Source organism: Achromobacter sp. UMC46, from assembly GCF_014170335.1.
Classification (GTDB): domain Bacteria; phylum Pseudomonadota; class Gammaproteobacteria; order Burkholderiales; family Burkholderiaceae_B; genus Achromobacter.
Genome location: NZ_LZZS01000014.1, coordinates 1 through 25,915, shown reverse-complemented (window position 1 = coordinate 25,915; position 25,915 = coordinate 1). Strand labels below are relative to the sequence as shown.

Annotated in this window: 26 protein-coding genes; 12 read left to right on the top strand and 14 right to left on the bottom strand. The window is 65.9% G+C overall.

Annotated features, from left to right (window positions below):
• Positions 1–12 precede the first annotated feature (12 nt).
• Genes A9973_RS13445 through A9973_RS13405 form a run of 9 tightly spaced genes read right to left on the bottom strand, consistent with a single transcriptional unit; the run spans position 13 to position 11,511 of the window.
• Positions 13–798, bottom strand: a complete 786-nt coding sequence (locus tag A9973_RS13445) for a cyclase family protein (protein WP_183014261.1) — start codon at positions 796–798, stop codon at positions 13–15.
• A 43-nt stretch (positions 799–841) separates the two neighbouring features.
• Positions 842–2,083 (bottom strand): SDR family NAD(P)-dependent oxidoreductase, encoded by a 1,242-nt coding sequence (locus A9973_RS13440; protein ID WP_183014260.1) that lies wholly within the window; start codon positions 2,081–2,083, stop codon positions 842–844.
• Positions 2,080–3,249 carry a thiolase family protein gene (locus tag A9973_RS13435; protein WP_183014259.1) on the bottom strand — a complete coding sequence of 390 codons (1,170 nt, stop codon included), beginning with the start codon at positions 3,247–3,249 and terminating at the stop codon, positions 2,080–2,082. The genes A9973_RS13440 and A9973_RS13435 overlap by 4 nt, the downstream gene beginning before the upstream one ends.
• On the bottom strand, positions 3,246–4,880 hold the full coding sequence (locus A9973_RS13430; protein WP_183014258.1) for an AMP-binding protein: 1,635 nt from the start codon (positions 4,878–4,880) through the stop codon (positions 3,246–3,248). Before A9973_RS13430 ends, A9973_RS13435 begins: the two co-directional genes overlap by 4 nt.
• 9 nt (positions 4,881–4,889) lie before the next feature.
• Complete coding sequence (locus A9973_RS13425) at positions 4,890–5,381, bottom strand: aromatic-ring-hydroxylating dioxygenase subunit beta (RefSeq protein WP_183014257.1); 492 nt, start codon at positions 5,379–5,381, stop codon at positions 4,890–4,892.
• Positions 5,378–6,697: an aromatic ring-hydroxylating dioxygenase subunit alpha gene (locus tag A9973_RS13420; RefSeq protein WP_183014256.1), complete on the bottom strand. Its 1,320-nt coding sequence runs from the start codon at positions 6,695–6,697 to the stop codon at positions 5,378–5,380. Before A9973_RS13420 ends, A9973_RS13425 begins: the two co-directional genes overlap by 4 nt.
• A 20-nt stretch (positions 6,698–6,717) precedes the next feature.
• Positions 6,718–7,695 carry a PDR/VanB family oxidoreductase gene (locus A9973_RS13415; protein ID WP_183014255.1) on the bottom strand — a complete coding sequence of 326 codons (978 nt, stop codon included), beginning with the start codon at positions 7,693–7,695 and terminating at the stop codon, positions 6,718–6,720.
• A gap of 26 nt (positions 7,696–7,721) precedes the next feature.
• The gene (locus A9973_RS13410; protein ID WP_183014254.1) at positions 7,722–9,266 is read right to left on the bottom strand and encodes an indolepyruvate oxidoreductase subunit beta family protein; all 1,545 of its coding nucleotides are present in this window, start codon (positions 9,264–9,266) and stop codon (positions 7,722–7,724) included.
• Positions 9,267–9,279: 13 nt separating this feature from the next.
• Positions 9,280–11,511, bottom strand: a complete 2,232-nt coding sequence (locus A9973_RS13405) for an indolepyruvate ferredoxin oxidoreductase subunit alpha (RefSeq protein WP_183014253.1) — start codon at positions 11,509–11,511, stop codon at positions 9,280–9,282.
• A 367-nt stretch (positions 11,512–11,878) separates the two neighbouring features.
• Between A9973_RS13405 and A9973_RS13400 the strand changes: the two genes are divergently transcribed.
• The 6 genes from A9973_RS13400 (at position 11,879) to A9973_RS13375 (ending at position 18,124) form a co-directional block, all read left to right on the top strand.
• A complete protein-coding gene (locus A9973_RS13400; protein WP_183014252.1) occupies positions 11,879–12,385 on the top strand; it encodes a MarR family winged helix-turn-helix transcriptional regulator in 507 nt (168 codons plus the stop codon).
• 183 nt (positions 12,386–12,568) lie between these two features.
• Positions 12,569–14,140, top strand: coding sequence for an ABC transporter substrate-binding protein (locus tag A9973_RS13395; RefSeq protein WP_183014251.1), 1,572 nt, complete (start codon positions 12,569–12,571; stop codon positions 14,138–14,140).
• A gap of 67 nt (positions 14,141–14,207) precedes the next feature.
• Positions 14,208–15,197 (top strand): ABC transporter permease, encoded by a 990-nt coding sequence (locus A9973_RS13390; RefSeq protein WP_183014250.1) that lies wholly within the window; start codon positions 14,208–14,210, stop codon positions 15,195–15,197.
• Positions 15,197–16,111: an ABC transporter permease gene (locus tag A9973_RS13385; protein WP_183014249.1), complete on the top strand. Its 915-nt coding sequence runs from the start codon at positions 15,197–15,199 to the stop codon at positions 16,109–16,111. Before A9973_RS13390 ends, A9973_RS13385 begins: the two co-directional genes overlap by 1 nt.
• A 7-nt stretch (positions 16,112–16,118) precedes the next feature.
• Entirely contained in the window at positions 16,119–17,132 is a 1,014-nt protein-coding gene (locus tag A9973_RS13380) for an ABC transporter ATP-binding protein (RefSeq protein WP_183014248.1), read from the top strand.
• Entirely contained in the window at positions 17,129–18,124 is a 996-nt protein-coding gene (locus A9973_RS13375; protein WP_183014247.1) for an ABC transporter ATP-binding protein, read from the top strand. The genes A9973_RS13380 and A9973_RS13375 overlap by 4 nt, the downstream gene beginning before the upstream one ends.
• Before the next feature lie 70 nt (positions 18,125–18,194).
• Here A9973_RS13375 and A9973_RS13370 read toward each other — a convergent pair whose 3' ends face one another.
• Complete coding sequence (locus A9973_RS13370; RefSeq protein ID WP_183014246.1) at positions 18,195–18,719, bottom strand: hypothetical protein; 525 nt, start codon at positions 18,717–18,719, stop codon at positions 18,195–18,197.
• Positions 18,720–18,843: 124 nt separating this feature from the next.
• Positions 18,844–19,635 carry a helix-turn-helix transcriptional regulator gene (locus tag A9973_RS13365; protein WP_183014245.1) on the bottom strand — a complete coding sequence of 264 codons (792 nt, stop codon included), beginning with the start codon at positions 19,633–19,635 and terminating at the stop codon, positions 18,844–18,846.
• A gap of 97 nt (positions 19,636–19,732) precedes the next feature.
• Here A9973_RS13365 and A9973_RS13360 point away from each other — a divergent pair, with 97 nt between their 5' ends.
• From A9973_RS13360 to A9973_RS13335, 6 genes are all read left to right on the top strand, one after another.
• On the top strand, positions 19,733–20,656 hold the full coding sequence (locus A9973_RS13360; RefSeq protein WP_183014244.1) for a DMT family transporter: 924 nt from the start codon (positions 19,733–19,735) through the stop codon (positions 20,654–20,656).
• Positions 20,657–20,742: 86 nt separating this feature from the next.
• Positions 20,743–22,416 carry an energy-dependent translational throttle protein EttA gene (gene ettA / locus A9973_RS13355; RefSeq protein ID WP_183014243.1) on the top strand — a complete coding sequence of 558 codons (1,674 nt, stop codon included), beginning with the start codon at positions 20,743–20,745 and terminating at the stop codon, positions 22,414–22,416.
• A 37-nt stretch (positions 22,417–22,453) separates the two neighbouring features.
• Positions 22,454–22,747: a type II toxin-antitoxin system VapB family antitoxin gene (locus A9973_RS13350; protein WP_255469151.1), complete on the top strand. Its 294-nt coding sequence runs from the start codon at positions 22,454–22,456 to the stop codon at positions 22,745–22,747.
• Positions 22,734–23,114: a type II toxin-antitoxin system VapC family toxin gene (locus A9973_RS13345; RefSeq protein WP_183014242.1), complete on the top strand. Its 381-nt coding sequence runs from the start codon at positions 22,734–22,736 to the stop codon at positions 23,112–23,114. Before A9973_RS13350 ends, A9973_RS13345 begins: the two co-directional genes overlap by 14 nt.
• Positions 23,115–23,191: 77 nt before the next feature.
• On the top strand, positions 23,192–23,725 hold the full coding sequence (locus tag A9973_RS13340; RefSeq protein WP_183014241.1) for an isochorismatase family protein: 534 nt from the start codon (positions 23,192–23,194) through the stop codon (positions 23,723–23,725).
• A 191-nt stretch (positions 23,726–23,916) separates the two neighbouring features.
• Positions 23,917–24,141: a glycine zipper 2TM domain-containing protein gene (locus A9973_RS13335; RefSeq protein ID WP_039882797.1), complete on the top strand. Its 225-nt coding sequence runs from the start codon at positions 23,917–23,919 to the stop codon at positions 24,139–24,141.
• Between the two features lie 69 nt (positions 24,142–24,210).
• Here the strand turns inward: A9973_RS13335 and minE are convergent, their stop codons facing one another.
• From minE to minC, 3 genes are all read right to left on the bottom strand, one after another.
• On the bottom strand, positions 24,211–24,471 hold the full coding sequence (gene minE / locus A9973_RS13330; protein WP_006226437.1) for a cell division topological specificity factor MinE: 261 nt from the start codon (positions 24,469–24,471) through the stop codon (positions 24,211–24,213).
• Between the two features lie 3 nt (positions 24,472–24,474).
• Positions 24,475–25,290, bottom strand: a complete 816-nt coding sequence (minD, locus tag A9973_RS13325) for a septum site-determining protein MinD (protein ID WP_183014240.1) — start codon at positions 25,288–25,290, stop codon at positions 24,475–24,477.
• A gap of 111 nt (positions 25,291–25,401) precedes the next feature.
• Positions 25,402–25,915, bottom strand: a 514-nt coding sequence (gene minC, locus A9973_RS13320) for a septum site-determining protein MinC (RefSeq protein ID WP_255469150.1), incomplete at its 5' end; no start/stop codon positions are given.

Here is a 25,915-nt window from a genome sequence, read left to right as displayed (position 1 = left end):
GGCCGCGGCCGGTCAGGCCTTGGGCGCCAGCGCCAGCACGCGCAGGGGGCTGCCCGAGCCGCTGCGGATCTTGAGCGGCGCCGAGAAGATCACCGCGCCGGTGGGCGGCAGTTGATCCAGGTTCGTCAGGCACTGCAGGCCGTAGCGGTTGTTGCCGTGCATGTAGTAGTGGCAGGGGTAGGGCGGATTCAGGTGATGGGCCTGCCCGGCGTCGGTGCCGACGGATTCGGTGCCGAAGCCGTGTACGTCGCGTTCCTTGATCAGCCACGGCACGACGTCGGCGTCGGGGCCGGGCGAGTGCGCGCCGTCCGCCTGCATGTTCAGGTATTCGGCGGGTTTGGCGCGCTTGGACCAGTCGGTGCGCATCAGCACCCAAGAGCGTGCCGGGATGCGGCCGTGCGTCTCTTCCCACTTCTTCACGAAGTCGATGGTCAACAGGAAGTCCGGGTTGTCGCGGGCTTCGGCGGAACAGTCGATGACAGAGGCGCTGGCGATGAAAGACTCGATGGGGATCGTGTCCACGGTGTTGTCGGGCTGGTCCTTGCCCGTGACCCAGTGGGCCGGCGCGTCGAAGTGCGTGCCCGTGTGTTCCGAGCACGAGAAGTTGTTCCAGTACCAGGCCGGGCCGCGTTCGTCGTAGCGCGAAATCTCTTCCATGCGGAACGGCCATGCCTGGCCGAATTCCGGCGGCAGCACGATGGTGGGGAATTCCGGCGTCAGTGTTTCGGTCAGGTCCACCAGGCCGATGCGGCCCGACACGAGTTCCGACATGAATTGGGCAAGAATGTTCTGGCTCATGCTGTTGTTCCTCTTGGTTCGTGCGTTATCGGGAAAGGGGCCGTCAGGCGCCCAGTTCCCGTTCCAGTCCCTTGGGGTTCTCGGCCAGCCGGGCGCGGAATTCCTGCGCGACGTCGCCGACGTACACGTCTTCAATGCCGTCCTTCAGCGCGCGCACGATGGCGGCGGCGATTGCGGCGGGCGCCACGCGCGGCGGGGGCGTGCGTTGTTCCCATTCGTGGTCCACGGGGCCGGGGAACACGTTCACCACCCGCACCCCCGCGCCGCGCATTTCGGCGCGCAGGCATTGGGCCAGCGACAGCGCGGCGGCCTTGGATGCCGACCACATGCCGCGCGCCGGCAGGTTCATGTGCGCGTAGATGGACAGCACGTTGACCCAGGCGGTCGCGCTGTTCACCCCGTCGGCGGCGCGGCCGCACAGCGCCGGGCCGAAGCATTGCGCCAGCCGCATCAGGCCCAGCACGTTCACGTCCATGGCGTCGCGCGCGGTGTTTACGTCCTTGCGGCCGAGCAGGCCGCCTTCACGTTCCAGATCGGCGGTGTTCACCAGGATCTCGACCTTGCCGCCGATCGAAGCGGCGACGCGTTCGACCGAATCGGTGTCGGTGACGTCCAGCGCGACGGTCTGCACGCGCGGGTCGGCGGCCAGGGCGTCGAAGGCGTCGTCGCGCTTCCAGGTCTGGGGATCGCCCAGGAACACGGCCGGGCAGCCCGCGTCCAGCAGGGCGCGCGCCACCGCCTGGCCGACCGCGGACTTGCCGTCCGTGACCAGCGCGCGGCGGAACTTCGGATCGCACGAGGTCTCGCGCAAGGTCTTGTCGTCTTCCATGTTCGGGGTATTCCTTTCTGGCAGGGCGATCATCACGGCCTGACCGCCGCGGTCCAGTTTCAGCGTCAGCCGCACGCGCGCGCCGTCGGCGCAGTCCTGGTGGACGTGGGCCACGACGGAGGGGCCGGCGTCCATGCGCACGGTGCCCACGCGCCACGGCAGGCGTTCGCGGAAGTACAGGTCGTTACTGTGGTGCAGGACGGTGCTGACCAGCAGCACGCCGTTGGGATCGGCCGGGCGCCACGGCAGGTGCTCGGACAGGCAATGGCCGCAGACCTCGCGGGGCGGGTACTGGACCGCGCCGCAGTCGGCGCAGGTCTGCAGGTCGAAGCGGCCCTCGGCGGCGGCGGCGGTCAACCCCAACGCGCTGCGGCTGCGCCAGCCGGGCGGCAGCGTGGGCTGGCGGGTGCGCGCAACCGGGTTCTTCCGGGGCGGCTTGGCTAGCGGCTCGGTCATGCGTCGCTCCTGGCCAGAATGGCCGCGGCGGTGCACAGCCCGCGGTCGTAATTGATCATGCCGAAGCCGCTGACCATGCCGATGCGGGCATCGGCCACCTGGGTGCCACCGGCCGTGCCGGCAAGCTGGCGCAGCGCCTCGACCATGCCCAGATAGCCGCCCGCCGCGCCCGCCTGGCCCACCGACAGCTGGCCGCCGTTGGTGTTGAAGGGGAAGCTGCCGTCGACGGTGAAGGTGTTGTCGCGGACGAATTCCGGCGCGGCGCCTTTTTCGCAGAAACCCAGGTCTTCGATCTGCATCAGGTTGATGACGGGGTAGTCGTCATAGGCTTGCAGGAAGTCCATGTCGGCGGGCGTGGCGCCGGCCTGGCCGTAGAGTTCGTCGATGTCCAGGGTCCAGCCGCCGCGCGTCTGGATCGGATCGTCGATCCAGGCGTTGTGCCGTTCGATGGTGGACAGGATGCGGGCATACGGCAGGTTCAGCGCGCGGGCCTGTTCTTCACGCATTACCAGGAAGGCATCGGCGCCCGCGCAGGGCATCACGCAGTCGAACAGGTGGATCGGGTCGGTGATGACCCGCGCGTCCAGGTATTGCTGCAAGCTCAGCGGCTTTTTCATCAGCGCGTGCGGATAGCGCAGCGCGTTGTCGCGCTGCGCCACGCACAGCTTGCCGAAGTCTTCGCGCGTAGCGCCGGTCGCGCGCATGTAGTTCGCGGTCAGCAGCGCGAAACTGGCGTTCGGTCCGCCCGCGCCATAGGGGTAGACGGCGTCCTGCGCGAAGCGCGAGAACTGGCTGACCGTGTTGCGGAAGGAATCCACATGGTTGGTGTCGCCCGCGATGCAGGCCACGATGTTCGCGTCGCCGGCCTGCACGGCGCGAGCCGCGCGGCGCAGGGCCGCCACGCCGCTGGCGCCGCCCATGGGGATGTGGTCCAGCCAGCGCGGGCTCATGCCCAGATGCTGGACCAGGCCCACTGCCGTGTCGGGCGCGAGCGTGAAACTGGACACGCACAGGCCGTCGACATCGGCCTTGGCCACGCCCGCCTGCCGGATCAGCGCGCCCAGCGCGCGTCCCAGCCACCAGTGGGCGGCGTGCGTGGAGTAGCGTTCGTACGGGATCGTGACGGGCAGGGCCGCCACGATGCCGTCATAGCCCAGGCGGCTCATCGCGGCGCCTCCTGGCGCTTTTTCATGCCGGTCGTGTCCACGCAACTGGCGGTGCCGGGCAACGTCGGCGCCAGCGCCTTCATCTCGCCGCGCTGGATCTTGTTGGTGGTGGTCAGCGGCAGGCTGTCCACAAAGGCCACGTACCCGGGCGCCTTGTAGTACGCCAGCTGTTCCAGGCACCACTGCACGATGCCGCGCGCGGCCTCCGCCATGGCGGCGGCGTCCGCCGGCAGGGATTCGGGCACCACGCAGGCCAGCACCTCGTCGCCGCGCACGGGATCGGGCACGGCGGCGACCGCCACGGCCTTGACCAGCGGGTGCTGCATCAGCACGCTTTCCACTTCCACGGCCGAAATGTTCTCTCCGCTGCGGCGGATCACGTTCTTCTTGCGGTCGACGAAACGCAGCGCGCCGTCTTCCTCGCGGCGCACGATGTCGCCGGTATGGAACCAGCCGTCCTGCCAGGCTTCGGCGGTGGCGGCCTCGTCTTTCAGGTAACCGGCGAAGAAGCCGTAGCGGGGGTCGCCGCCGGCGTGGCGCACCAGCAATTCGCCGTGCTCGCCCGCGGCGGCCGGCTGGCCGGCGTCGGTCACGATGCGCACGTCCACGTCGTCTTCCTCGCGGCCGAAGCTGCTGGTGCCGATGTGGCGCGGCTCCTGGTTGGCGATGATGACGGCCCCAGCCCCGGTTTCGGTCATGGCCCACGCTTCCAGCAGCGGGAAGCCGAAGCGCGCTTCAAACGGCGCGTGCAGCTTGCGGTCCACGCCTGCGCCGAACCCGAAGCGGATGGCGGGTTGCAGGTCGGTGCCCGACGGCGGCGCCTTCATCAGGATGGCGGGCATGACGCCCAGGTAATGCAGGACGGTGGCGCCGGATTCCCGCACGCTGCTCCACCAGGTCTTGGGGTGGAAGCGGTCCAGCGGAATCAGGCAGCCGCCCGTCAGCACCATGGCCATGGCCGAATACGCCATCGCGTTCATGTGGACAAGCGGCAGCGGGGTCAGCATGCGTTCCTGGCCGGGCCGCAACGCGGCCAGTCCGCCGATGCGGGCGTACCAGCCGCCCGCGTGCAGGAAGTAGCGGTTGGGCAGGATGCAACCCTTGGGGCGGCCGGTGGTGCCCGACGTGTAGAGCAGCGCGCATTCGCTCAGTTCGGTCGGCGCGGCGTCACCCAGCGGCGGCGCGAAAGGCGCGGCGGGCGGCACGTCGTCCGGGCCCATCACGCGCAAGGGGCGGTCCGCGCGGGCGGCGGCCGCCAGCAGATCGGCGTGGCGTTCGGGCAAGGCGACGGCCAGCGCGATCTCGGAATGGCCCGTCAGGTATTCCAGTTCGGCGGCGCGCAGGTCGGGGTTGATCGGCACGACCGACACGCCCAGCGCATTCAACGCGAACCAGTGCAGGAAGAACGACGGGCGGTTCTCCAGCAGCAGGCCGGCGCGGTGGCCGTGCCCGTAGCCCGCGCGTTCATAGGCGGCGCGCAGCGATTCGATGGCATCCGCCGCCTTGGCGTAGGAAAGCTCGCCCGCCTCGATGCCGTAGATGCCGGCCGTTTCCGGCAGGATGCACAGGAAGGGCTGGGCGCCGTGTCGCTGCGCGGTGTCGCGGAAAGCCTGATGGACCGTGGTGCTCACAAGCCGCTCCTACATGAACAATTGGATATTGCCGAAGGCGGCATCGCAGTTGACGAGGTCAACGCGTTTCAAGCGGATGCGCAGTGCGCCGTCCTGTTCTACCAGGTGATGCGTGGTCCAGCCCGCGTACAGCGTCTGCGCGTCCTGACGGGTTTCGACATAGTGGAAGGCGGTGCGCACGACATGCCGGCCCTCGCCGGGCGCGGCCTCGGGATGGCCGTGTTCGACCGTGGGCGCCTGCAGCAGGTGATGGCACCGGCTTTTCGGCTGCTGCGAAAACGTGCGCTGGCCGGCCAGCCGTTCCACGCGCACGCGCAGCAGCAGCTTGTCTTCGTACATCAGCGAAGCGTGCAGCTTCGGGTCGGTCTGGCCGTGCGTCAGCGGCATCCAGTAGTAGCCGTCTTCGGTGTACAGGTCCAGCCAGTCCTCGAAGCGCAATTCGTCCAGCAGGCGCGCCTCGGTGTAGACAAAATCGATCAACTCGCGGTCGCTTGCGCTCATACCGACTCCGGTCCGGTCATGTAACGGCCCCACGCGCGGTACTGGTTGCGCATCTGCCATTCGTTGGTGCCGTTGGTGGTCACGTTCTTCTGGCCGGCTTCGCCCGGCGTGTACAGCCGGCCGACGTTCACCCAGTCGCGTGCGCGGGAATTCAGGCCGTCCTGCGCGCGTTCGTACATTTCCAGGTCGTCATGACCGACGACCGAGGTGGGCGCGTTGATCAGCCGGTTGTACATGAGCGTGCGCTCAAGCAGCAGGTCGGGCGCGCCGACGAGGCGGAACGTCCACGATTCCACCAGCGTGCGGTCGGCGGAGACGGGCTTGAAGATCCGCAGCGTCTGGATCGGGCCTTTCACCATGATGTTGGGGAAGTACACGGTGTTGTGGCGGACGTCGCCCAGGATCTGCTTGGCGCGTTCCTCGCCGTAGGCTGAGACCATCGCCTCCCAATAGCCCGGCACGCCGGAATAGGACGCGTGGATGGAGTCCGATACGCCGGTGTGCCCGTGGCCGTTCTCCCACACGCGGATGCCCATGTTCTCGAAGAACTCGTAGGGCGAGATGAAGGGCGCGAACAGTTCCACGGCCATCGGCTTGGGCGTGCCTTCCGGCGCCTGTTCCCAGACCTTCACCGCCGTGCCGGCCGACGATTCGTGCGCCACCATGGGATGGCAGGTGTCGGTCTGGTTGTCGACCAGCATCTTCCAGTTGCAGCGATGCATGTAGCGCAGCACGCCGCCGGCGACTTCCAGCCGGCCTTCGGGCGAGCGGTCGACCATGTTGTCCAGGGTAGACAGCGATTCACCGAAGAAGTCCTCGAACGACTGGCCTTCCGGGTTCAGGCGGCAGAACACGAAACCGCGATGGTTCTTCACGTCCTTGACGGCCGCCATGCCCTGGCTGGCTTCGCAGTTCTCGAGCCCGGTGTTTTCGTAGCCTTTCTTCAGCGGGATCGACAGCAGGCTGCCGTCCGTCTTGAAGGTCCAGGCGTGGTAGGGGCAGCGGAAGAACTTGCCGGTGTTGCCGCAGGCTTCGCCCGCCACCATCGTGCCCTTGTGCGGGCAGCGGTTGTGCAGCACGCGCACGCTCTTGTCGCTGTGCCGGACCATCACCACGGGCTGGTTGCCGACCGTGGTGGTGATGTAGTCGCCCGGGTTCGGCACCTGGCTGTCGTGGCCGACAAAGACCCAGGTGTTGGCGTACAGGCGTTCCATCTCCAGGTCGAACAGTTCCTGGTCGATGAACAGGTCCTTGTGGACTTCCGTGTCGCGCAGCAGGGCGCGGATGGCGTCGGGGTTGTCGCGGTATTTGGCCATGGTCGCTTCCTTGTCCAGCCTTAAAGGTCCAGCACGAGGCGCGCCGATTTCGCGCGCGAGATGCAGATCTGGATGATCTTGCCGCTGGCCTTTTCCGTGTCCGAAAGGTAATAGTCGCGATGGTCGGGTTCGCCTTCCAGCACCGTGGCCTGGCAGACCCCGCACTCGCCGCGCTTGCAGTCGTACATCGGGTCGCAGCCTTCTTCCTCCATGACGTCGACGATGGTCTTGTCGGCGGGGATGGTCAGCGTGCGGCCCGATTGGCGCAGTTCGACGTCGAACGCCTGGTCGCCGGCCTGCGGGGCGGCGGTGACGAACAGTTCGAAATGGATATGGGCGTCGGGCCAGTGGCGCGCGCGCGCTTCGTGGATGACGGCGTCGATCAGGCCCTTGGGCCCACAGACGTACAGATGCTGGCGCGGCGAGGCCGACGCCAGCAGCGCGTGCAGGTCCAAGCGGCATGACGGGTCGTCGTCGGCATGCACGGTCAGGTCGCCGCCCGCCAGGGCATCGAGTTCGGGCAGGAAGGCCAACTGGTCCTTGCTGCGGCCGCAGTAGTGCAGATGGAAGGCGCGGCCGGCGGCTTTCAGCGCCGCGGCCATGGACGCCACCGGGGTGATGCCGATACCGCCCGCGATCAGCACCACGGGGTCGTCGCCGGCAGGCGATTCATGCAGCGGAAAATCGTTCTTCGGGCCTTCGACGGTCAGCACGTCGCCTTCCGCCAGCGCATGCATGTGGCGGGACCCGCCCTGGCTGGATGCTTCCAGCCGCACGCCCAAGCGGTACTCCACGGGCTGGGCGAACTGCCCGGCCTCGGGCGCCAGCTGCACCAGCGAATAGCAGCGCGGGTCGCGCAGGCCGGGCACCGTCACTTTCAGGTGCGCGCCGGGCCCGAAGGCGGGCAACGGGCCGGCGTCTTCGCGGGCCAGGCGGAAGGACCGGATCAGCGGCGACTCTTGCCGGACTTCCCGGACGATCAGTTTGAGTGTCTGCACGGCGTTTGTCTCGTTCGGTGTTCTTGTCAGGCGGCCAGTTTTTCGGCTAGCTGGCGTTCCATGGGGCCGCACTTCTCGTCGGCCAGCGCGGTGTCGCGCAGCGCGCGCAAGGTGTCGGCGGCATCGGGGCGGCCCACCAGTTGCGTGGCCGCGGCGAGCAGTTGGCGGTACTTGCCGCCGCCGCGCACGTGCGTGTCGCTATAGCCCTTGACCAGGCGGCGGCAGTTGACGGTCTCTACCGCCAGCGCATAGTCCTGCGGCGTCAGGCGCGCGACCAGCTCCAGCCATTGTTCAAGGCCGGCGGATTCGATCTGATGGCGCAAGGTGCTGCGGCGGAAGCGCCGCATGCCGGCCAGTGAATACAGCATCAGGAAGCCGCTTAACGTGCTGCTTTGCATCAGCCGCCCTTTGCCCAGCCGGCGTTCGACGAAGCCGCCGAACGCCCTGGAGCCTTCCAGCCAACGGCCCAGCCGCGTGGGCAGCGTGCCGCAGATCTCTTCCAGCCGGGGGTGCATGTAGTCGGTCGTCATGACCAGTTGTTCGGGGCGCGCGCCCACTTCGCGGCGCACGCGGTCGAAACGCGTGCCGCGCGTCTTCAGATCGGCCACGCGGATCACGTCGTCGTAGGCCATGGCCGTGGCCACGTAGCGGGCGGCGGCACAGGTCAGCGCCCACTGCCGGGCGTCGCCGCCATATTGGGCGTCCAGGTCGCGCAGCGCCTTCATGCGGCGCAGGTAGTCGGCGGCGTAGGCGGCGTCCTGGAATTCCAGCTGGCGGCGCACGCCGGCCGTCAGCATCGGCTGCGCACAGGCGGGGAAGTCGCGCTTGATGGTGTCCAGCAGCCCCTGCGCCTTGGGGCTGGCGGCGCGGTCGGGCACGTCGGGGACCGGGCGCGCCAGGTCGATGGCGGCGGGTTGCGCGGGCGCGTCGCGGGCCGCGTCGAAGCCCAGCGCGAAGGCGCGCAGGCTGGCGTCCACGCCCAGGCCGGCGCGGCGCACGGTGGCCTCATAGTCTTCGCGCGAAAAGGGCAGGGCGCCGCTGCCGGCGACGGCGCCGAACAGGCTGGCGCTGATGACGCTGCCGGCGCGGTCCGCCAGGTCTTGCAGGTCGAAGCACAGGAAGCGCTTGGCGGCGGCGCGGCCGGCCTCCAGCACCTTGTTGGGATCGGCGATGCCGTTGCCCGGGGCGGACTTTTCGCTGACGGCGTAGCTGCGATGCGACGAAGACAGCAGCACCGTGCGTTCCGGCGTGACCAGGCCGCGCTGGATGGCGCGCCCGCCTTCCATGAGTTCCGCGGCCACCACCAGGTCCACATCGCCCGGCGTGGGCATCAGCGCCAGCGCGGGCGCGCGGCCGGCGCGCTGCACGTCGGCCTCGGGCAGCAGTTCCAGGTAATAGATCGTGGCGCCGGTGCGCTGGGCCACGCCCGGCACCGACGTCGTTTGCGCCCACCAGCCGGCGTGTTCGGCCATGTCGACGATCCAGTCGGCCAAAACGCCGCCGCCCTGGCCGCCCATGGCCAGGATGGCGATCTTGATCGGGTTGCCTTGTTGCAGTGCCACCGGGTTCATGAAGCTGTCTTCCTTACAGGGCGTATTGGGCCAGGCGCGCCGCGCGGCGGCGTTGCAGGAAACCGATGACCGCGCCGCGCATGCGGGCCAGGAAGCGGTCGCTACCCGTCGGGTTGTGCACGATGTCGGCGCGGTAGAAAGACGGGCACAGCACGGCGGCATGGGCGACTTCGCCGCAATTGCCGCAGCCGACGCAGCTGCTTTCCACATGCGCCACGGGGTCTTCCTTCAAGGGGTCGCCGCTGTCTTTCACCGACAGCGAGGGGCAGCCCGACAGTCGGATGCAGGCGTGGTCGCCCGTGCACACGTCGGGGTCCACGCCGAAGCGTTCCTTCACGACGCGTTTGCCTTCCTTGACCGCCTTGTTGAACAGCGGTTTGATGCGGCGCTGCTTGTTCAGCATGCATTCGGACTGCGCGATGATGACCTTGGGCCCCTTGATGTCAGTGGTCAGCGCCTCTTCGATCGTGGCGCGCACGCGTGCGACGTCATACGTGTGGTCCAGCGTGCGCACCCATTTCACGCCCACGCCGCGCACGGCATGGTCGATGGGATTGTTGGTGGAACGGTCGGGGTTCTCGGCGCGCGACGACAGGATGTCCTGGCCGCCGGTGGCCGACGCGTAGAAGTTGTCGACGATGACGATGACGCCGTCGTACTTGTTGAACACCGCGTTGCCGATGCCCGACGACAAGCCGTTATGCCAGAAGCCGCCATCGCCCATGATCGAGATCGGGCGCTTGGCGGCGGGCACGTTGAAGGCCGCCGCGCTGGAGGCGCCCAGGCCGTAGCCCATGGTGGTGGCGCCCAGGTTGAAGGGCGGCAGGATGGAAAACAGGTGGCAGCCGATATCACAGGAGATATGGTGCTGGCCGAGCTTTTCCTGCGCCAGCGTCAGCGCGGAAAAGATGGGGCGTTCCGGACAGCCCGTACAGAAGCCGGCGGGGCGCGGCGGTACCACCGACGCCAGGCCGTCGACCTGCTTGTGGAAAGTGATGGGCTGTTCGGCGGGCGTGGCCGCTTTGGGCGCCTTGGGGCGCGAGACTTCGGTGATTTCCAGCTGGCGCGCGCCGGCTTCGGCGTCCGCCGCCACGGCAGGGTGCGTCTGGAGCGATTCGGGGCGATGGCGCTTCAGGAATTCGCGCACGCCGTCGCGCATGACCTGGGTGGTGTATTCCCCGGCCATCGGCAGCACGTCCTTGCCGGACAGGTGGGTGTCGACGCCAGCTTTGCGAAGCACCGCGTGCAGGTTCTGTTCGATGTAGTCGGGCTGGCCTTCTTCCAGCAGCAGCACGGCGCGCTTGTCGCGGCAGAAATCGATGACCTCGTCTTCGATGACGGGATAGGTCACGTTCATGACATACAGTGGGATGCGGCTGTTGCCGAAGTTGTCGGCCAGGCCCAGCAGCTGCAGCGAACGGATGACGCCGTTGTACAGGCCACCCTGCAGGATCAGCCCGATGTCCTGCTGGTCGCCGTCGAAGTGCTCGTTGAGCTTGTGTTCCTTGATGTATCGGATGGCCGCGGGCCAGCGGTCTTTGATCTTTTCCTGTTCGTGCAGGAACGAGGCGGGCGGCAGCACGATGCGGCTGGTGTCGCGCGCCGGGTTTTCCAGCGCTTCGGCCAGCGAGAAGGCGGGCCGCTTGTTTTCCTTGGCGATGAAGCGGCCATGCACGTGGCAGCCGCGGATGCGCAGCTGCAGCATGACGGGCGTCTTGCTGGCTTCCGACAATTCGAAGCCGTCTTCCACGGCCCGGACCATGCTTTCCAGGTTGGGGCGCGGGTCCAGCAGCCAGATCTGCGACTTCATGGCGAACGCGTGCGAGCGTTCCTGCATGATGGACGAGCCTTCGCCGTAGTCTTCGCCCACGATGACCAGCGCGCCGCCCGTGACGCCGCCGGAGGCCAGGTTGGCCAGCGCGTCGGAGGCGACGTTGGTGCCCACGGTGGATTTCCAGGTGACGGCGCCGCGGATCGGGTACATGACGGAGGCGGCCAGCGTGGCGGCGGCGGTGGCTTCCGAGGCGCTGGCCTCGAAGTGCACGCCCAATTCCTGCAGGATGTCGTTGGCGTCGGCCAGCACGTCCATCAAGTGCGAGATCGGCGACCCCTGGTAGCCCGCCACATAGCCCACGCCGGATTGCAGCAGCCCTTTCGTGACGGCAAGAATGCCCTCGCCGCGAAACTCTTCGCCTTCGCCGATGCGCAACTGCTGGACTTCTTTCTTGAAAGACCTTTCAGCCATCTCGAACTCCTGTGCGGGCCGGCATGCCGGTCCTCAAGCCTTGCTGCTTTGCAGCATCACCACGTCACGAAACTTTCATCTGAAAAATACTTTAGGAGTCAACGTTTTAGCTGTCAACAAAAAAGATGAAATTTCATGGAAATCAAAAAATATCACGCTAAAACAAGGGTGTATATACTGGTTGTTCTCTAGTTCCATGGCGGCATTTCAGCGCCGTCATGGTGCAAAAACGGGTTGCGATTCGGGGTATACCCTGTGCTGCGCAACAGCATTGCGGCCCATCATGGCGCGGGGTTGCGCCGTCGTGGTGCAATGCGCTTTTGGGCCATCGGCCAAATATGAATTCGGTGCGTGGGAGCAAAGCAACATGCGGTTGGACAAGCAGCGGGACACGCTTCTGACAGGTCGGGGCGCGGCGGGGCCGCGTTTCGTCGATGGCTATCTGGCCTATCTGCTGGCGCAGGCCAGCCAGCGCATTTCGGCCGAATTCCATCTGCAGGTGAAGGCGGCGGGGTTGTCGGTGACCGAATGGCGGGTGCTGGCCAGCCTGGAAGGCAGCCCCGGCGAAACCATCGGCACGCTGGCGGTTCTGGCTATCACCAAGCAGCCCACCTTGAGCAAGGTGGTGCAGCGCATGGAGGCCGAAGGGCTGGTGGCGCGCACCGGCGTGCGCGCGGACCGCCGCCAGACGCGTGTCTGCATCACTACCAAGGGCACCCACCTGATCGCCGCCTTGTGCGAACAGGCGCTGCAGCACCAGAAAGCGGTGCTGGCGCCTTTCGGCGAGGAGCGGGCCGCGCTGCTGATCGAGATGCTGGGCGTGCTGATGACGGAGCATGTGCCACTTGAACTGCCGATCGACGCGGACGAGTAAGTCCGTTGCAAGCGCGCATTCGAACAGTGTTCGCTTCAATTATTTTGTTACAAGCATATATGTCCCTCATTACTTCCCCTCTATAAAAACCGTCTCCGGTACGCATAAACCCTGAATTGACGGGGGTCTGGCGCGTAGGCACACTCGCGCCGGTATTCAGACTAATGTCAGGAGTTAACCCCTATGCGCCGCACCTTGATTGCTATCGCGATCGCCGCCGCCGTGGCTGTGCCCTCGATCGGGCAGGCCAAGTCCTTCCGCTGGGCTGCCCAGGGCGACATCCTTACTTTCGATCCGCATTCGCAGAACGAAGGCATGACGATCGCCGCCAACAGCTACATCTACGAACCGCTGGTGGACTACGACAAGACGTTCAAGGTGGTGCCGCGCCTGGCGACGGAGTGGGAACAGCTGTCGCCCACCCTCTACCGCTTCAAGCTGCGCCCGGGCGTGAAGTTCCATGACGGCGCCGCCTTCACGGCGGACGATGCGGTCTTCTCGATCCACCGCGCCATGGCGCCCACGTCGAACTACAAGGCCTACACCACGGGCATCAAGGAAGCGCGCAAGGTCGACGACCTGACGATCGAGATCGAGACGTCGGCGCCCAACCCCGTGCTGCTGCGCCAGCTGACCAACGTGTTCATCATGAACAAGGCCTGGTCGGAAAAGAACAACATCGCCAAGCCGCAGGACTACGTCAACAAAGAAGAGACCTACGGCGCGCGCAACACCAACGGCACCGGCCCCTACAAGCTGAAGTCGCGCGAAGTGGACGTGCGTACGGTCTTTGAAGAGAACAAGGACTGGTGGAACAAGGCCGGCAAGGTCGGCAACGTGACCGAAGTGGTGTTCACGCCGATCAAGCAGAACGCCACCCGCACTGCCGCGCTGCTGTCGGGCGAGATCGACTTCGTGCTGGACCCGGCCGCCCAGGATCTGGAGCGCCTGCGCCAGTCGCAAAAGGTGGTGGAAGGCAACGAATACCGCACCATCTACCTGGGCCTGGACCAGAAGCGTCCGGAACTCCAATACTCGAACATCAAGGGCAAGAACCCGTTCCAGGACATCCGCGTGCGAGAAGCGCTGTACCGCGCCATCGACGTGGACGCCATCAAGCGCGCCGTGATGCGCGGGCTGTCCGCGCCGACCGGCACGATGATCGCGCCGCAGGTGCACGGCTGGGCGGAATCGGTGCACAAGCGCGTGCCCTACGATCCCGAGAAGTCCCGCGCGCTGCTGAAGGACGCCGGCTACGACGGCACCTTGAACTTCACGCTGGACTGCCCGAACAACCGCTACATCAACGACGAGGCCATCTGTCAGGCCGTGGTCGGCATGTGGGCCAAGGTCGGCGTGAAGGCCACGATGAACGCCATGCCGCGTTCCACGTACTTCCCGAAGGTGCAGTCGTTCGACACCAGCGCCTTCCTGTTCGGCTGGGGCGTGCCCACGTTCGACGCCATGTACTCCTTGCAGAACCTGATCCGCACCAAGGGCGAAGGCGCGGACGGCATGTACAACCTGGGCGGCTACAGCAACAAGGAACTTGACGTGATCATCGATCGCATCAAGACCGAAACCGATCCGGCCAAGCGCGACGCCGACATCATCACCGTGCTGCAAGGGCATGCCAAGGACTTCGGCCACATCCCGCTGCATGACCAGGTCATCCCCTGGGCGATGCGCAAGAACGTCACGGTCATCCACCGCGCCGACAATCGCCTTGTTGCCGACTGGGTCAAGGTTGACTGATCCCGGCTAACCAGACGGCGTGGAGCCTACCCGGCTCCCGCCGTTTTGCTTTTGGTTTTTCCCGCCTATGTTTGCTTTCATACTGCGTCGCCTGTTGCAGGCCGTAGCGGTGATGCTCACCGTCGCGCTACTGGCCTTCGTGCTTTTTCAATACGTCGGCGACCCTGTCACCATCATGCTGGGGCAGGACGCCACCGATGCCGAACGCATCGAGCTGCGTGAACGCCTGGGGCTGAACGAGCCCGCCATCGTTCAATTCGGCCATTTCGTGGTCAACGCCGCGCAGGGCAATTTCGGCATCTCCCTGCGGCAGAGCGAACCGGTCTCCACCTTGCTGAAATCCCGCCTGCCGGCCACGCTGGAACTGTCCATGGTGGCGGCCTTGCTGGCGCTGGTCGTGGGCGTGCCGCTGGGCGTGTACACGGCGCTCAAGCGCAACAGCCTGGTGTCCCAGATGCTGCTGGCGGGCTCCCTGCTGGGCGTGTCGCTGCCCACCTTCCTGATCGGCATCCTGCTGATCCTGGTGTTCTCCGTGCAGTTGGGCTGGCTGCCCAGCTACGGGCGCGGCGATACCGTCAGCGTGGGCTGGTGGACGTCGGGCCTCTTCACGGCCACCGGCTGGAAGCACCTGATCCTGCCGTCCATCACCTTGTCGCTCTTCCAGATGACGCTGGTGCTGCGCCTCGTGCGCTCGGAAATGCTGGAAGTGCTGCGTTCGGACTACATCAAGTTCGCGCGCGCCCGTGGCCTGAAGCGCCGCGCCATCCACTTCGGCCATGCGCTGAAGAACACGATGGTGCCGGTCATCACGATCACCGGCCTGCAGCTGGGCGGCATCATCGCCTTCGCCATCGTCACCGAGACCGTGTTCCAGTGGCCGGGCATGGGCCTGCTGTTCATCCAGGCGGTCCAATTCGCCGACGTGCCGGTCATGGCCGCGTACCTGTGCCTGATCGCGCTGGTGTTCGTGGTGATCAACCTGATCGTCGATCTTCTGTATTTCGTCGTGGACCCGCGCTTGCGTTCGGGCATGACCCGTGCCGGGGGAGCTCACTGATGCGCGCCGTACTGAAACGCTGGTGGGACAGCGACCTTGCCTGGGCCTGGCGCCGGGCGCCCGTGGCCATCGTGGCGACTTTGATGCTGGCGACGCTGCTGATCGGCTCGTTCGGAGCCGGCTGGGTCGCGCCGCACAACCCCTTCGACCTGACCACGGTGGAATTGCTGGACGCGTTGCTGCCGCCCGCCTGGGAGGCCAACGGCCAGCAGACCTATCTGCTGGGCACCGACAGCCAGGGCCGGGACCTGTATTCGGCCATCCTGTACGGCACCCGCGTGTCGCTGCTGATCGGTCTGGCGTCGGTGGTGCTGTCCATGCTGATCGGCATCGTGCTGGGGCTGATTTCGGGTTATGCGGGCGGGCGCATCGATGCGTTCATCATGCGGATCGCCGACGTGCAGCTGTCGTTCCCCGCGATCCTGATCGCGTTGCTGATCGACGGGGTGGCGCGTGCCGCCGTCCCGCGCGAGATGCATGAGCTGATCGCCTTCCCGGTGCTGATCGGCGCCATCGCGCTTGCCGGCTGGCCGCAGTATGCGCGCACGGTCCGCGGCTCCACGCTGGTGGAGAAGAACCGCGAATACGTGCAGGCTGCGCGCGTGATCGGCGTGGCGTCGCCCGTGATCATGTTCCGCCATGTGCTGCCCAATGTGCTGGGGCCGGTGCTGGTGCTGGCCACGGTGCACCTGGCCACCGCCATCATCACCGAGGCGACGCTGTCGTTCCTGGGGGTGGGGGTGCCGCCGACGGCGCCGTCGCTGGGCACGCTGATCCGCATCGGCAACGATTTCCTGTTTTCCGGCGAATGGTGGATCACCATTTTCCCGGGCGCGGCGCTGGTGCTGCTGGTGCTGTCGGTCAACCTTCTGGGTGACTGGCTGCGCGATGCGCTCAACCCGCGGCTGAATTGAGGTAACCATGAGCGCACTTCTAGAAGTCCGCAATCTGCGCGTGGAGTTCCCCACGCGCCGCGGCACGCTACGCGCCTTGGACGACGTGTCCTTTTCCATCCAGGCGGGCGAAGTCCTGGGCGTGGTGGGGGAATCGGGCGCCGGCAAATCGCTGACCGGCGCGTCCATCATCGGCCTGCTGGAGCCGCCCGGGCGCATTGCCGCAGGCGAGATCCTGCTGGCCGGCCGCCGCATCGACAACCTGCCCGACGAGCAGATGCGCCGCGTGCGCGGCCGCGAAATCGGCGCGGTGTTCCAGGACCCGCTCACGTCCTTGAATCCGTTGTACACGGTGGGCCGGCAGTTGGCGGAGACCATCGTCACGCACCTGGACATGACGTGGTCGCAGGCGCGCAACCGCGCCGTCGATCTGCTGGCGTCCACCGGCATCCCGGCATCGCGCGAGCGCATCGACCACTATCCGCATCAGTTCTCGGGCGGCATGCGGCAACGCGTGGTGATCGCGCTGGCGCTGGCGGCCGAACCCAAGCTGGTGGTGGCCGACGAGCCGACCGCCGCGCTGGACGTGTCCATCCAGGCGCAGATCATCGAACTGCTCAAGCGCCTGTGCCGCGAACACGGCACGGCGGTGATGCTGATCACGCACGATATGGGCGTGATCGCGGAAACTGCCGACCGCGTCGCGGTGATGTATGCGGGCCGCGTGGCCGAGATCGGCCCGGTGGCGGACGTGATCCACAAGCCGCGCCATCCCTATACGTCGGGCCTGATGGGGTCGATCCCGTCGCTGGAAGGCCATCGGGACCGCCTCGTTCAGATCGACGGCAGCATGCCGCGCCTGAATGCGATTCCGGCGGGCTGTGCGTTCAATCCGCGTTGCGGGCAGCGTTTGCCGCGATGCGCGGTGGAGCGTCCCGAGTTGCTGCCGGCGGGCACGTCCCGCGCGGCCTGTTGGTTGCATGACGGGGATGCCTCTGCCTTGGGGCAGCCTGGCGGCAAAAGATCGGAGGAGGCAGCATGAGCGCGCCCCTGGTGGAAGTGAAGGACGCGGCGCGCTGGTTCGATGTGTCGCCGCCGTGGTTGGAACGCAAGCTGGCGGGCAAGCCGAAAGTGATGCTGCGGGCGGTGGACGGCGTGTCGTTCGAGATCGCCCGGGGCGAAACGCTGGCGCTGGTGGGCGAATCAGGCTGTGGAAAATCGACGGTCGCGCGGATGCTGGTGGGCTTGTATGGCCTGACGCGCGGCGATATCCGTTTCGACGGGCAGCCGCTGTCGCGCATGTCGGAGCCTGGCGGCCGGGCCTTGCGCAAGCGGTTGCAGATGATCTTCCAGGATCCCTATGCCAGCTTGAATCCGCGCTGGCGCGTGGGCCGCATCATCGCGGAGCCGATGTTGACGCATACGCAGATGACGCCGGACGAGCGCGTGGCGCGGGTCAGCGAACTGCTCAAGCAGGTCGGTCTGGACCCGGCGGACCAGGGGCGCTATCCGCATCAGTTTTCGGGCGGCCAGCGTCAGCGCATATCCATTGCGCGGGCCTTGGCGGTGAATCCGGAATTCCTGGTGTGCGATGAGCCGACGTCGGCGCTGGACGTGTCGGTGCAGGCGCAGGTGCTGAACCTGATGAAGGATCTGCAGCGCAAGCTTGGGCTGACGTACTTGTTCATTTCCCACAATCTGGCGGTGGTGCATCACGTGGCCGACCGGGTGGGGGTGATGTATCTGGGGCGGATGGTGGAGGTGGCGCCGCGCGACGAGTTGTTCGCGCGGCCGCGGCATCCGTATACGCGGATGCTGCTGGAGGCGATTCCGGATATCAACGGGGCGGGCAAGCCGCGCACCGCGGTGGCCGGGGAAGTGCCGAATCCGCTGAATCCGCCGTCAGGGTGCACGTTTCATCCACGCTGTCCGCATGTGAATGACCGGTGCCGGGCGGAGGCGCCCGTGGCCCGATTGGCGGGGGTGTCGGTGGTGGCTTGCCATGCCGTGGAGGAGGGGCGGATCTCGGTTTGATCTGCCTTTGCCGTGGCGCTGGCGACTATCGCGCGCAACCCGTCACCCGGCGGCGCCGGGCTGCATCAAATCAATGGCGCGGCTCTTCCACGCGCTCGTAGGGCGTGTCGTCGTCTTCGTCGTCTTCGTCGTCTTCATCCTCGTCTTCTTCCTCGTCCTCGGTCGGCTCCGGTTGCGGTGCTTCCGTCAGGGCGAAGGGCAGCACGTCTTCCAGGCTGTCGGACCAGGCGGATTCTTCGCCGTCGTGGTCCAGTTTGACGAAGCGTTCGCCTTCGTTCATGGAAATCTGGACGGCCCAGAGGTAGAGGCAGTCGTAGGAGTCGTCGTCGGCGTGGGGCAGGCCGCCGCGGTTGCCCAGGATGCGGGCGCCGGGGCCGCCTAGCTGGACGTGGGTCTGGTCTTCTTCGGCTTTGGCGTTTTCGTCCAGCGGCACGCCGTAGGTGACCCATTCGGTGCCTTCGTCGCCCAGGATCACTTCGGCCAGGACGGGCTTGCCCAGATAGGCGCTGAGCGCGTCGGCGGTCTTGGCCAGCATGTCCAGTTCGGATGTGCTGAAGCGGGTCACGGAGGCGGGAGGGGTGGCAGAGGCGGACATGAAGAGGATTCCTGGGCGCGATGAAGCCGCGACGGCACGGCAAGATACATGAGGTGAGGCGTTATTGTCGCGCGATCGGCGTTGCAATGCATCGGACGCTTGGATGACGACGCCGTCAGCGTCGTCAGGCGGGGGCTGCGGCGCTGCGTCTGCGGGCGCTGTCGGGGGATTCGCCGGTCAGGCGCTGGAACATGGCGATGAAGGCGGACGGCGTGCTGTAGCCCAGTTCGCGGGCCACCGCTTGCACGGGGCGGCCCGCGTCCAGCATGCCCAGGGCCGAGACCACGCGCAGGCGCTGGCGCCAGTCGTTGAACGACATGCCCAGGTGCTGCTGGCAATGGCGCAGCAGCGTGCGCTCGGTGATGCCCGCGCTGGCGGCCCAGTGGGCGGCGCCGCGCTTGTCGCCGGGGCTGCGCTGCAGCGCCGACAGAATGGGGGCCAGCACCGGATCGGTGCTTGACGGCAGGTAGCTGGCGTAAGCACGGGCCTGGCGCAGCTGGTCGATGACGATCTGCGCCAGGCGCCGGTCTTCGGGCGTGGCCGGATAGCGGATGCCGCGCCGTTCGAAGTCGGCCAGGACTGCGCGCGTGATGGCGCTGATCTCCAGCGTGCAAGGCGTATCGGGCAGGCCGGCGCAGGCCTCGGCCGGGATGTCGATGCAGGCGTAATGCACTTCGCCTTCGTTCTGGCAGCAGTGCTCCACATGCGGGGGTATCCAGATGGCGTATTGTGGCGGCGACAGGTAGGTGACGCCGTGGATGCCAATTTCCATGATGCCCGACAGCGCGAAATTCAGTTCCGCCCAGGGCGAGCTGTGGCGCTGCATGCTGGAATGCGGCGTGAAATGCAGGATGCGGCAGGCCAGCGGATAGGGCAGGTGGCCGGCCAGGATGGGCGCGGGTTCGGCCAGTTCCATGTCGGAAGTTCGTGCGAGTTTGTCTGTTTTTCATTATATACGCCGTCTCGGACAGCGCCTACACTGGCCGCCTGTCCTTACCCTGCAAGACTCGTCCATGACGCGCGACACGCCCCACATTCCCGCCCGCTACCTGCTGTTCCCCCTGCTGGCGGCCCTGATCTGGTCGGTCAACATGATCGTGACCAAGATGGCCGCCGACGTGATCTCGCCCGCCGTCATCGGCTTCTACCGCTGGGCGATCGCCGGCGCGATGCTGACGCCGTTCGCCTTGCCGGGGGTATGGGCGCAGCGCCGCCTCATCGTGCCGTACCTGCCCAAGTTCGCCGTGCTGGGCGGGTTGGGGATGGCGCTGTACCAGGGGCTGGCTTATGTGGCGGCGTCCAGCACCACGGCCACCAACATGGGCATCATCACGGCCATGATCCCGCTGCTGACCATCGCGGTGGGCGCGGTGGTGCTGCGCCAGCGCCCCACGGTGATGGCGATGCTGGGCGGCCTGGTGTCGCTGGCCGGGCTGGCCTTGCTGATCGGCGAAGGGGACCCGGCGCGCCTGCTCTCGGTGGGCGCGAACCCCGGCGACCTGCTGATGGGGCTGGCTGCGCTGGCCTATGCGCTGTATGGCGTGCTGCTGCGCCGCTGGGGCCTGCCGGTCGGGCCGTGGCAGTCGCTGTACGTGCAGGTGGCGTTCGGCGTGCTGTTCCAGCTGCCGGCCTTCCTGATGGCCGCGCCGTCGCCGCTGAATGCCGACAACGTGCCGCTGGTGCTGTATGCCGCGGTCTTCCCGTCTCTCTTTGCGCCGTTCCTGTGGATGCAGGGCGTGAAGCACCTGGGGCCCAACCGGGCCAGCATCTTCCTGAACCTGATGCCGGTGGGCACGGTGGCGATCGCGGCAGTTTTCCTGGACGAAAAGCCACACGTCTTCCATATCGTGGGCGGCGCGCTGGCGCTGGCGGGCGTGATGCTGGCGCAAATGCGGACCCCGCGGCTGGGGCTGCGCCCGGGCAAAGCGGCGGGTTGAACGCTTCCGCCGGGGCCTGACGCGCGCCTGTCAGGGTTCCGGCCTACAATCGACGGTTCATCAGCTTTCTTTCCTTATACGAGCCCATGGCCCAATACGTCTACACCATGAACCGCGTCGGCAAGATCGTGCCGCCCAAGCGGCAGATTCTGCGTGACATCTCGCTTTCGTTTTTTCCTGGCGCCAAGATCGGCGTGCTGGGCCTGAACGGCTCGGGCAAGTCGACGCTGCTGAAGATCATGGCTGGCGTCGATAAAGAGATCGAAGGCGAAGCCATTCCCATGCCGGGCCTGAACATCGGCTATCTGCCGCAGGAACCGCAACTGAATCCCGAGCACACGGTGCGCCAGTCGGTCGAAGAGGGCCTGGGCGCCGTCGTCACCGCCAAGAAGCGCCTGGACGAAGTCTACGCCGCCTACGCCGAGCCGGACGCCGATTTCGACGCGCTGGCCGCCGAGCAGGCCGAACTCGAAGCCATCATCTCGGCTGCCGCCTCCAGCGGTTCGGACGATATCGAACACCAGATGGAAATCGCCGCCGACGCGCTGCGCCTGCCGCCCTGGGACGCCATCGTCGGCAACCTGTCGGGTGGTGAAAAGCGCCGCGTGGCCCTGTGCCGCCTGCTGCTGTCCAAGCCCGACATGCTGCTGCTGGACGAGCCCACCAACCACTTGGACGCCGAAAGCGTGGAGTGGCTTGAGCAATTCCTGCACAAGTTCCCCGGCACGGTCGTCGCCGTGACCCACGATCGCTACTTCCTGGACAACGCCGCCGAATGGATCCTGGAACTGGACCGCGGCTACGGCATTCCGTGGAAGGGCAACTACAGCTCGTGGCTGGAGCAGAAGGAAGACCGCCTGAAGCAGGAAGAGTCCTCGGAATCCGCCCGCCAGAAGACCATCAAGAAAGAACTGGAGTGGGTGCGCCAGAACCCGAAGGGCCGCCAGGCCAAGGCCAAGGCGCGTCTGGCCCGCTTCGAGGAACTGTCGTCCTACGAATACCAGAAGCGCAACGAAACCCAGGAAATCTTCATTCCGGTGGGCGAGCGCCTGGGCAACGAGGCCATTGAATTCAACAATGTCAGCAAGGCCTACGGCGATCGCCTGCTGATCGACAACCTCAGCTTCAAGGTGCCGCCGGGCGCCATCGTCGGCATCATCGGCCCCAACGGCGCCGGTAAGTCGACGCTGTTCCGCATGATCGCGGGCCGCGAGCAACCGGATTCGGGCGAAGTCAACATCGGCCAGACCGTGAAGCTGGCCTACGTGGACCAGTCGCGCGATGCGCTGGAAGACAAGAAGACGGTGTTCGATGCGGTGGCCGACGGCGCCGACATCCTCACGGTGGGCAAGTTCGAAATGTCGTCGCGCGCCTATCTGGGCCGCTTCAACTTCAAGGGCGGCGACCAGAACAAGGTCGTGGGCCAGCTGTCCGGCGGTGAACGCGGCCGCCTGCACATGGCCAAGACGCTGATCGCCGGCGGCAACGTCCTGCTGCTGGACGAACCGTCCAACGACCTCGACGTGGAAACGTTGCGCGCGCTGGAAGACGCCCTGCTGGAGTTCCCCGGCAGCGTCATGGTCATCAGCCACGATCGCTGGTTCCTGGACCGCATCGCGACCCACATCCTGGCATTCGAAGGCGATTCGCAAGCGGTGTTCTTCGACGGCAACTACCAAGAGTACGAAGCCGACAAGAAGCGCCGCCTGGGCGAAGAGGGCGCCAAGCCCAAGCGCCTGCGCTACAAGGCGTTGAAGTAAGCTTTGGCCCGTAAAGCAGTCTGAGAAATCCCAGCCGATGCGCTGGGATTTTTTTGCGGGGATAGAATCAAAAAACGCATCAAATGATGTACTTTTTTATTCACTTCCTGGCGAGAGCAACATGCGAACCACGGTGACGCTGGATGACGAATTGCTTGAGCAGGCGCGGACCTATACAGGTATCCAGGAGACGTCGGCACTCGTGCAGCAAGCACTGGTCAATCTTGTGCAGAAAGAGGCAGCCAAGCGTCTGGCCAAACTGGGCGGCAGCTCGACCAAGCTGAAGCCGGCTCCCAGGCGGCAAACCGGGACGTCCGATGATCCTGGTTGATACGTCGATCTGGATTGATCATCTGGGGGCGGCCGGCGAGCCTCGGCTGGTGAAGTTACTGAACCATGAATACGTGCTGATGCATCCGTTCATCGTCGGCGAACTGGCACTTGGATCGCTGAACAAGCGAGACTTGGTGTTGGGCGCGCTGACGCTCTTGCCGCAGGCCGTGCGGGCGAGCCACGACGAGGCGCTGCATTTCCTCCACGCCGAAAGACTGTCTGGCAAGGGAATTGGCTATGTTGATTTGCACCTGCTTGCGTCCACGCGGCTGACTCCGGGCGCATCGCTGTGGACGCGGGACAAGCGGCTACGGTCCGTCGCCATGGACTTGAAACTGTGCGTCGAGCCGCCGCTATATCATTGACTTTGCGTCGGCAGGTTCTCAGGCCCGGCCGCTGATTCGACTCGACACGCTATCCGCAGGATTTCCGGAGATATCCAATGCTGCTGCAAGCTTCCGATTCCACACTCCTCATCGTCGATATGCAGGGCCGGCTGATGCCGGTCATTCATGACCATGAGGCCGTGCTGCACACCACGCACAAGCTCGCGCAGGCAGCGCGGCTGCTGGATGTGCCGGTGATCGCCACCGAGCACCACAGCAAGATGCTGGGCGTCACGGTGGAGCCGCTGCGCGAGGTCGTGCAGGCCACGTTCCAGAAAATGCACTTCTCGTCCGCGCGCGAACCCGGTTTCGAAGCGTGGCTGCCGGCGGCGCGCAAGACGATCCTGGTGGCGGGCTGCGAGGCGCACATTTGCGTGCTGCAAACCGTGATCGGCTTGGCGGACATGGGCTACAAGGCTGTACTGGTGTCGGATGCGGCGGGTTCCCGCAAGCCTTCCGACCACCATGCGGCGCTGCGCCGCGCGCGTGCGCATGGCGCTGAAATCGTCACGTCTGAAATGGCGATTTTCGAGTGGATGGAGACCTGCGAGCATCCGCGCTTCCGCGATGTGTTACGTCTGGTCAAATAGCCGGTACGGGCTGCAACACTGTCCCTGGGGCGTGCAAAGATTCACTCGCCGTTTGACACAATTCCTGGGCAAACCTCACACCGCCCGCACCGGTATTTTGAGATCCTGACAGTTCCAAACCCAAAAAGGGGACCGCGCGCTCGCGTCTGGTTCATGGTGCGGCCCCGGGGTACAAGAATAGGAGTCTCACCATGAAAATCGCATCGCTTTCCAAAATCTGCGTGGCACTGGCCATGACCGCCGCCATGGCGGGTTGCTCGTCCTGGGACGGCATGAGCCATCGTCAGAAGAGTACGGTCGGCGGCGCCGCATTGGGCGGGGTCGCAGGCGCCGTGATCACCAATGGCGGCGTCCTGGGGACGGTGGGCGGAGCGGCGATCGGCGGCGTGATTGGCGACCAGGTCGGCAAGCACTAAGCCCCTGCGCCCAAAGCAAAACGCCTGGCATCGCCAGGCGTTTTTTTTATCGTCGCGATGCAAGCGCGGTCAGGGCGCTTCGTTTTGCGGCATCTCGATCTTCACTTCCAACACTTCCAGCGTGTCCTGGCGTTCCAGGTGCACCTTGATGTCTTCGGGGTTGATCTTCACGTACTTCGAGATCACGGCGATAAGTTCCTGCTGCAACTGCGGCAGGTAGTCGGGCGAGTCGCCGCGGCCCCGCTCGTGGGCCAGGATGATCTGCAACCGTTCCTTGGCGACGGAGGCGGAAGATTTCTTTTGACCGAGCAGAAACGACAGGAAGGACATTGCTTACTTGCCTCCGAACAGGCGTTTCAGGAGACCGGGCTTTTCGTAGTCGGTAAAGCGCAGGGCCTTGTCTTCGCCAAGGTAACGGGCCACGACGTCCTTGTAGGCCTCGGAAACGTCGGTTTCTTTCAGGTGGATGGCCGGCAAGCCCTGGTTCGACGCTTGCAGCACCGCTTCCGATTCGGGGATGACGCCGATCAGCTTGATGCGCAGGATGTCCTCGATGTCGCCCAGCGACAGCATTTCGCCGTCGACGACGCGCTTGGGGTTGTAGCGCGTGAGCAGCAGGAATTCTTTCACCGGTTCGCCGCCGTCCACTGCCCGCTTGGATTTGGCGGCCAGGATGCCCAGGATGCGGTCGGAGTCGCGCACCGACGAGACTTCCGGGTTGGTCACGACCAGCGCGTCGTCGGCGAAATAGGCCGCCATCAGCGCGCCCGTCTCGATGCCGGCGGGCGAGTCGCAGACGATGTATTCGAAGCCCATTTCCTTCAGGTCGTTGATGACCTTTTCCACGCCGTCCTGCGTCAGCGCGTCTTTGTCGCGCGTTTGCGAGGCGGGCAGGATGAACAGGTTTTCAAGCTGCTTGTCCTTGATCAGCGCCTGGTTGAGGGTGGCTTCGCCCTGGATCACATTGACGAAGTCGTACACCACGCGACGCTCGCAGCCCATGATGAGGTCGAGATTGCGCAGGCCGACATCGAAGTCGATGACAGCGGTCTTGTGGCCCCGCATCGCGAGGCCCGCAGAAAAACTGGCGCTCGTCGTGGTTTTACCCACGCCGCCTTTGCCGGAAGTCACCACAACAATGCGTGTCATGACGATCAAACCCTTATGTTCGAATAAATCGCGTTATCGTAAAGCAAAAAGCCGATGTAAGGCTTCTTACAGAATGTGTTGAGACGTTCGCGTCGCCGCGCAAAAAACCCGTCAGGCTTTCAGCGCTTCGATGCGCAGCGTATCGCCGTCCAGGCGAATCAACGCCGGCTGGTTTTGCAGCGTCCGGTCCAGTTTGTCTTCCACCACGCGATACACGCCGGCCACGGCAAGCAGCTCCGCGTCCAGATGCGTGGTGAAGATCCGCGCCGACGTGTCGCCGCGCGCGCCGGCCATGGCCTTGCCGCGCAAGGGTCCATAGACGTGCACGTTGCCGTCGGCGATGACTTCCGCGCCTTGGCTGACCATGCCGATCACGACCAGGTCCGTGTGGCGCGCGTAGACGCGCTGGCCGGAGCGCAGCGGCTTGGTGATGACGAGAGCCGACGACGAATGCGGCGCGGCTTGCGTGGGGGCGGGCGCGGACGTGGTGCTGCTGGCTTCGCGCGCCGGCATCGGTTCGGCCGAGGCGGGCTTGTCCGCGGCGGCGGGGGCTTCGGGGGCCGACGCATCGGCGGCCGACGCTTCGGCGGCCGACGTATCCGTCGGCGCGGGCGCGGTCTCGACG

Excerpts from the sequence above, each read along its gene's own strand:
- A9973_RS13445 (WP_183014261.1), bottom strand. The coding sequence starts at position 798 with ATGAGCCAGAACATTCTTGCCCAATTCATGTCGGAACTCGTGTCGGGC.
- A9973_RS13440 (WP_183014260.1), bottom strand. The coding sequence starts at position 2,083 with ATGACCGAGCCGCTAGCCAAGCCGCCCCGGAAGAACCCGGTTGCGCGC.
- A9973_RS13435 (WP_183014259.1), bottom strand. The coding sequence starts at position 3,249 with ATGAGCCGCCTGGGCTATGACGGCATCGTGGCGGCCCTGCCCGTCACG.
- A9973_RS13425 (WP_183014257.1), bottom strand. The coding sequence starts at position 5,381 with ATGAGCGCAAGCGACCGCGAGTTGATCGATTTTGTCTACACCGAGGCG.
- A9973_RS13420 (WP_183014256.1), bottom strand. The coding sequence starts at position 6,697 with ATGGCCAAATACCGCGACAACCCCGACGCCATCCGCGCCCTGCTGCGC.
- A9973_RS13410 (WP_183014254.1), bottom strand. The coding sequence starts at position 9,266 with ATGAACCCGGTGGCACTGCAACAAGGCAACCCGATCAAGATCGCCATC.
- A9973_RS13405 (WP_183014253.1), bottom strand. The coding sequence starts at position 11,511 with ATGGCTGAAAGGTCTTTCAAGAAAGAAGTCCAGCAGTTGCGCATCGGC.
- A9973_RS13400 (WP_183014252.1), top strand. The coding sequence starts at position 11,879 with ATGCGGTTGGACAAGCAGCGGGACACGCTTCTGACAGGTCGGGGCGCG.
- A9973_RS13395 (WP_183014251.1), top strand. The coding sequence starts at position 12,569 with ATGCGCCGCACCTTGATTGCTATCGCGATCGCCGCCGCCGTGGCTGTG.
- A9973_RS13390 (WP_183014250.1), top strand. The coding sequence starts at position 14,208 with ATGTTTGCTTTCATACTGCGTCGCCTGTTGCAGGCCGTAGCGGTGATG.
- A9973_RS13385 (WP_183014249.1), top strand. The coding sequence starts at position 15,197 with ATGCGCGCCGTACTGAAACGCTGGTGGGACAGCGACCTTGCCTGGGCC.
- A9973_RS13380 (WP_183014248.1), top strand. The coding sequence starts at position 16,119 with ATGAGCGCACTTCTAGAAGTCCGCAATCTGCGCGTGGAGTTCCCCACG.
- A9973_RS13375 (WP_183014247.1), top strand. The coding sequence starts at position 17,129 with ATGAGCGCGCCCCTGGTGGAAGTGAAGGACGCGGCGCGCTGGTTCGAT.
- A9973_RS13370 (WP_183014246.1), bottom strand. The coding sequence starts at position 18,719 with ATGTCCGCCTCTGCCACCCCTCCCGCCTCCGTGACCCGCTTCAGCACA.
- A9973_RS13365 (WP_183014245.1), bottom strand. The coding sequence starts at position 19,635 with ATGGAACTGGCCGAACCCGCGCCCATCCTGGCCGGCCACCTGCCCTAT.
- A9973_RS13360 (WP_183014244.1), top strand. The coding sequence starts at position 19,733 with ATGACGCGCGACACGCCCCACATTCCCGCCCGCTACCTGCTGTTCCCC.
- ettA (WP_183014243.1), top strand. The coding sequence starts at position 20,743 with ATGGCCCAATACGTCTACACCATGAACCGCGTCGGCAAGATCGTGCCG.
- A9973_RS13350 (WP_255469151.1), top strand. The coding sequence starts at position 22,454 with ATGCGCTGGGATTTTTTTGCGGGGATAGAATCAAAAAACGCATCAAAT.
- A9973_RS13345 (WP_183014242.1), top strand. The coding sequence starts at position 22,734 with ATGATCCTGGTTGATACGTCGATCTGGATTGATCATCTGGGGGCGGCC.
- A9973_RS13340 (WP_183014241.1), top strand. The coding sequence starts at position 23,192 with ATGCTGCTGCAAGCTTCCGATTCCACACTCCTCATCGTCGATATGCAG.
- A9973_RS13335 (WP_039882797.1), top strand. The coding sequence starts at position 23,917 with ATGAAAATCGCATCGCTTTCCAAAATCTGCGTGGCACTGGCCATGACC.
- minE (WP_006226437.1), bottom strand. The coding sequence starts at position 24,471 with ATGTCCTTCCTGTCGTTTCTGCTCGGTCAAAAGAAATCTTCCGCCTCC.
- minD (WP_183014240.1), bottom strand. The coding sequence starts at position 25,290 with ATGACACGCATTGTTGTGGTGACTTCCGGCAAAGGCGGCGTGGGTAAA.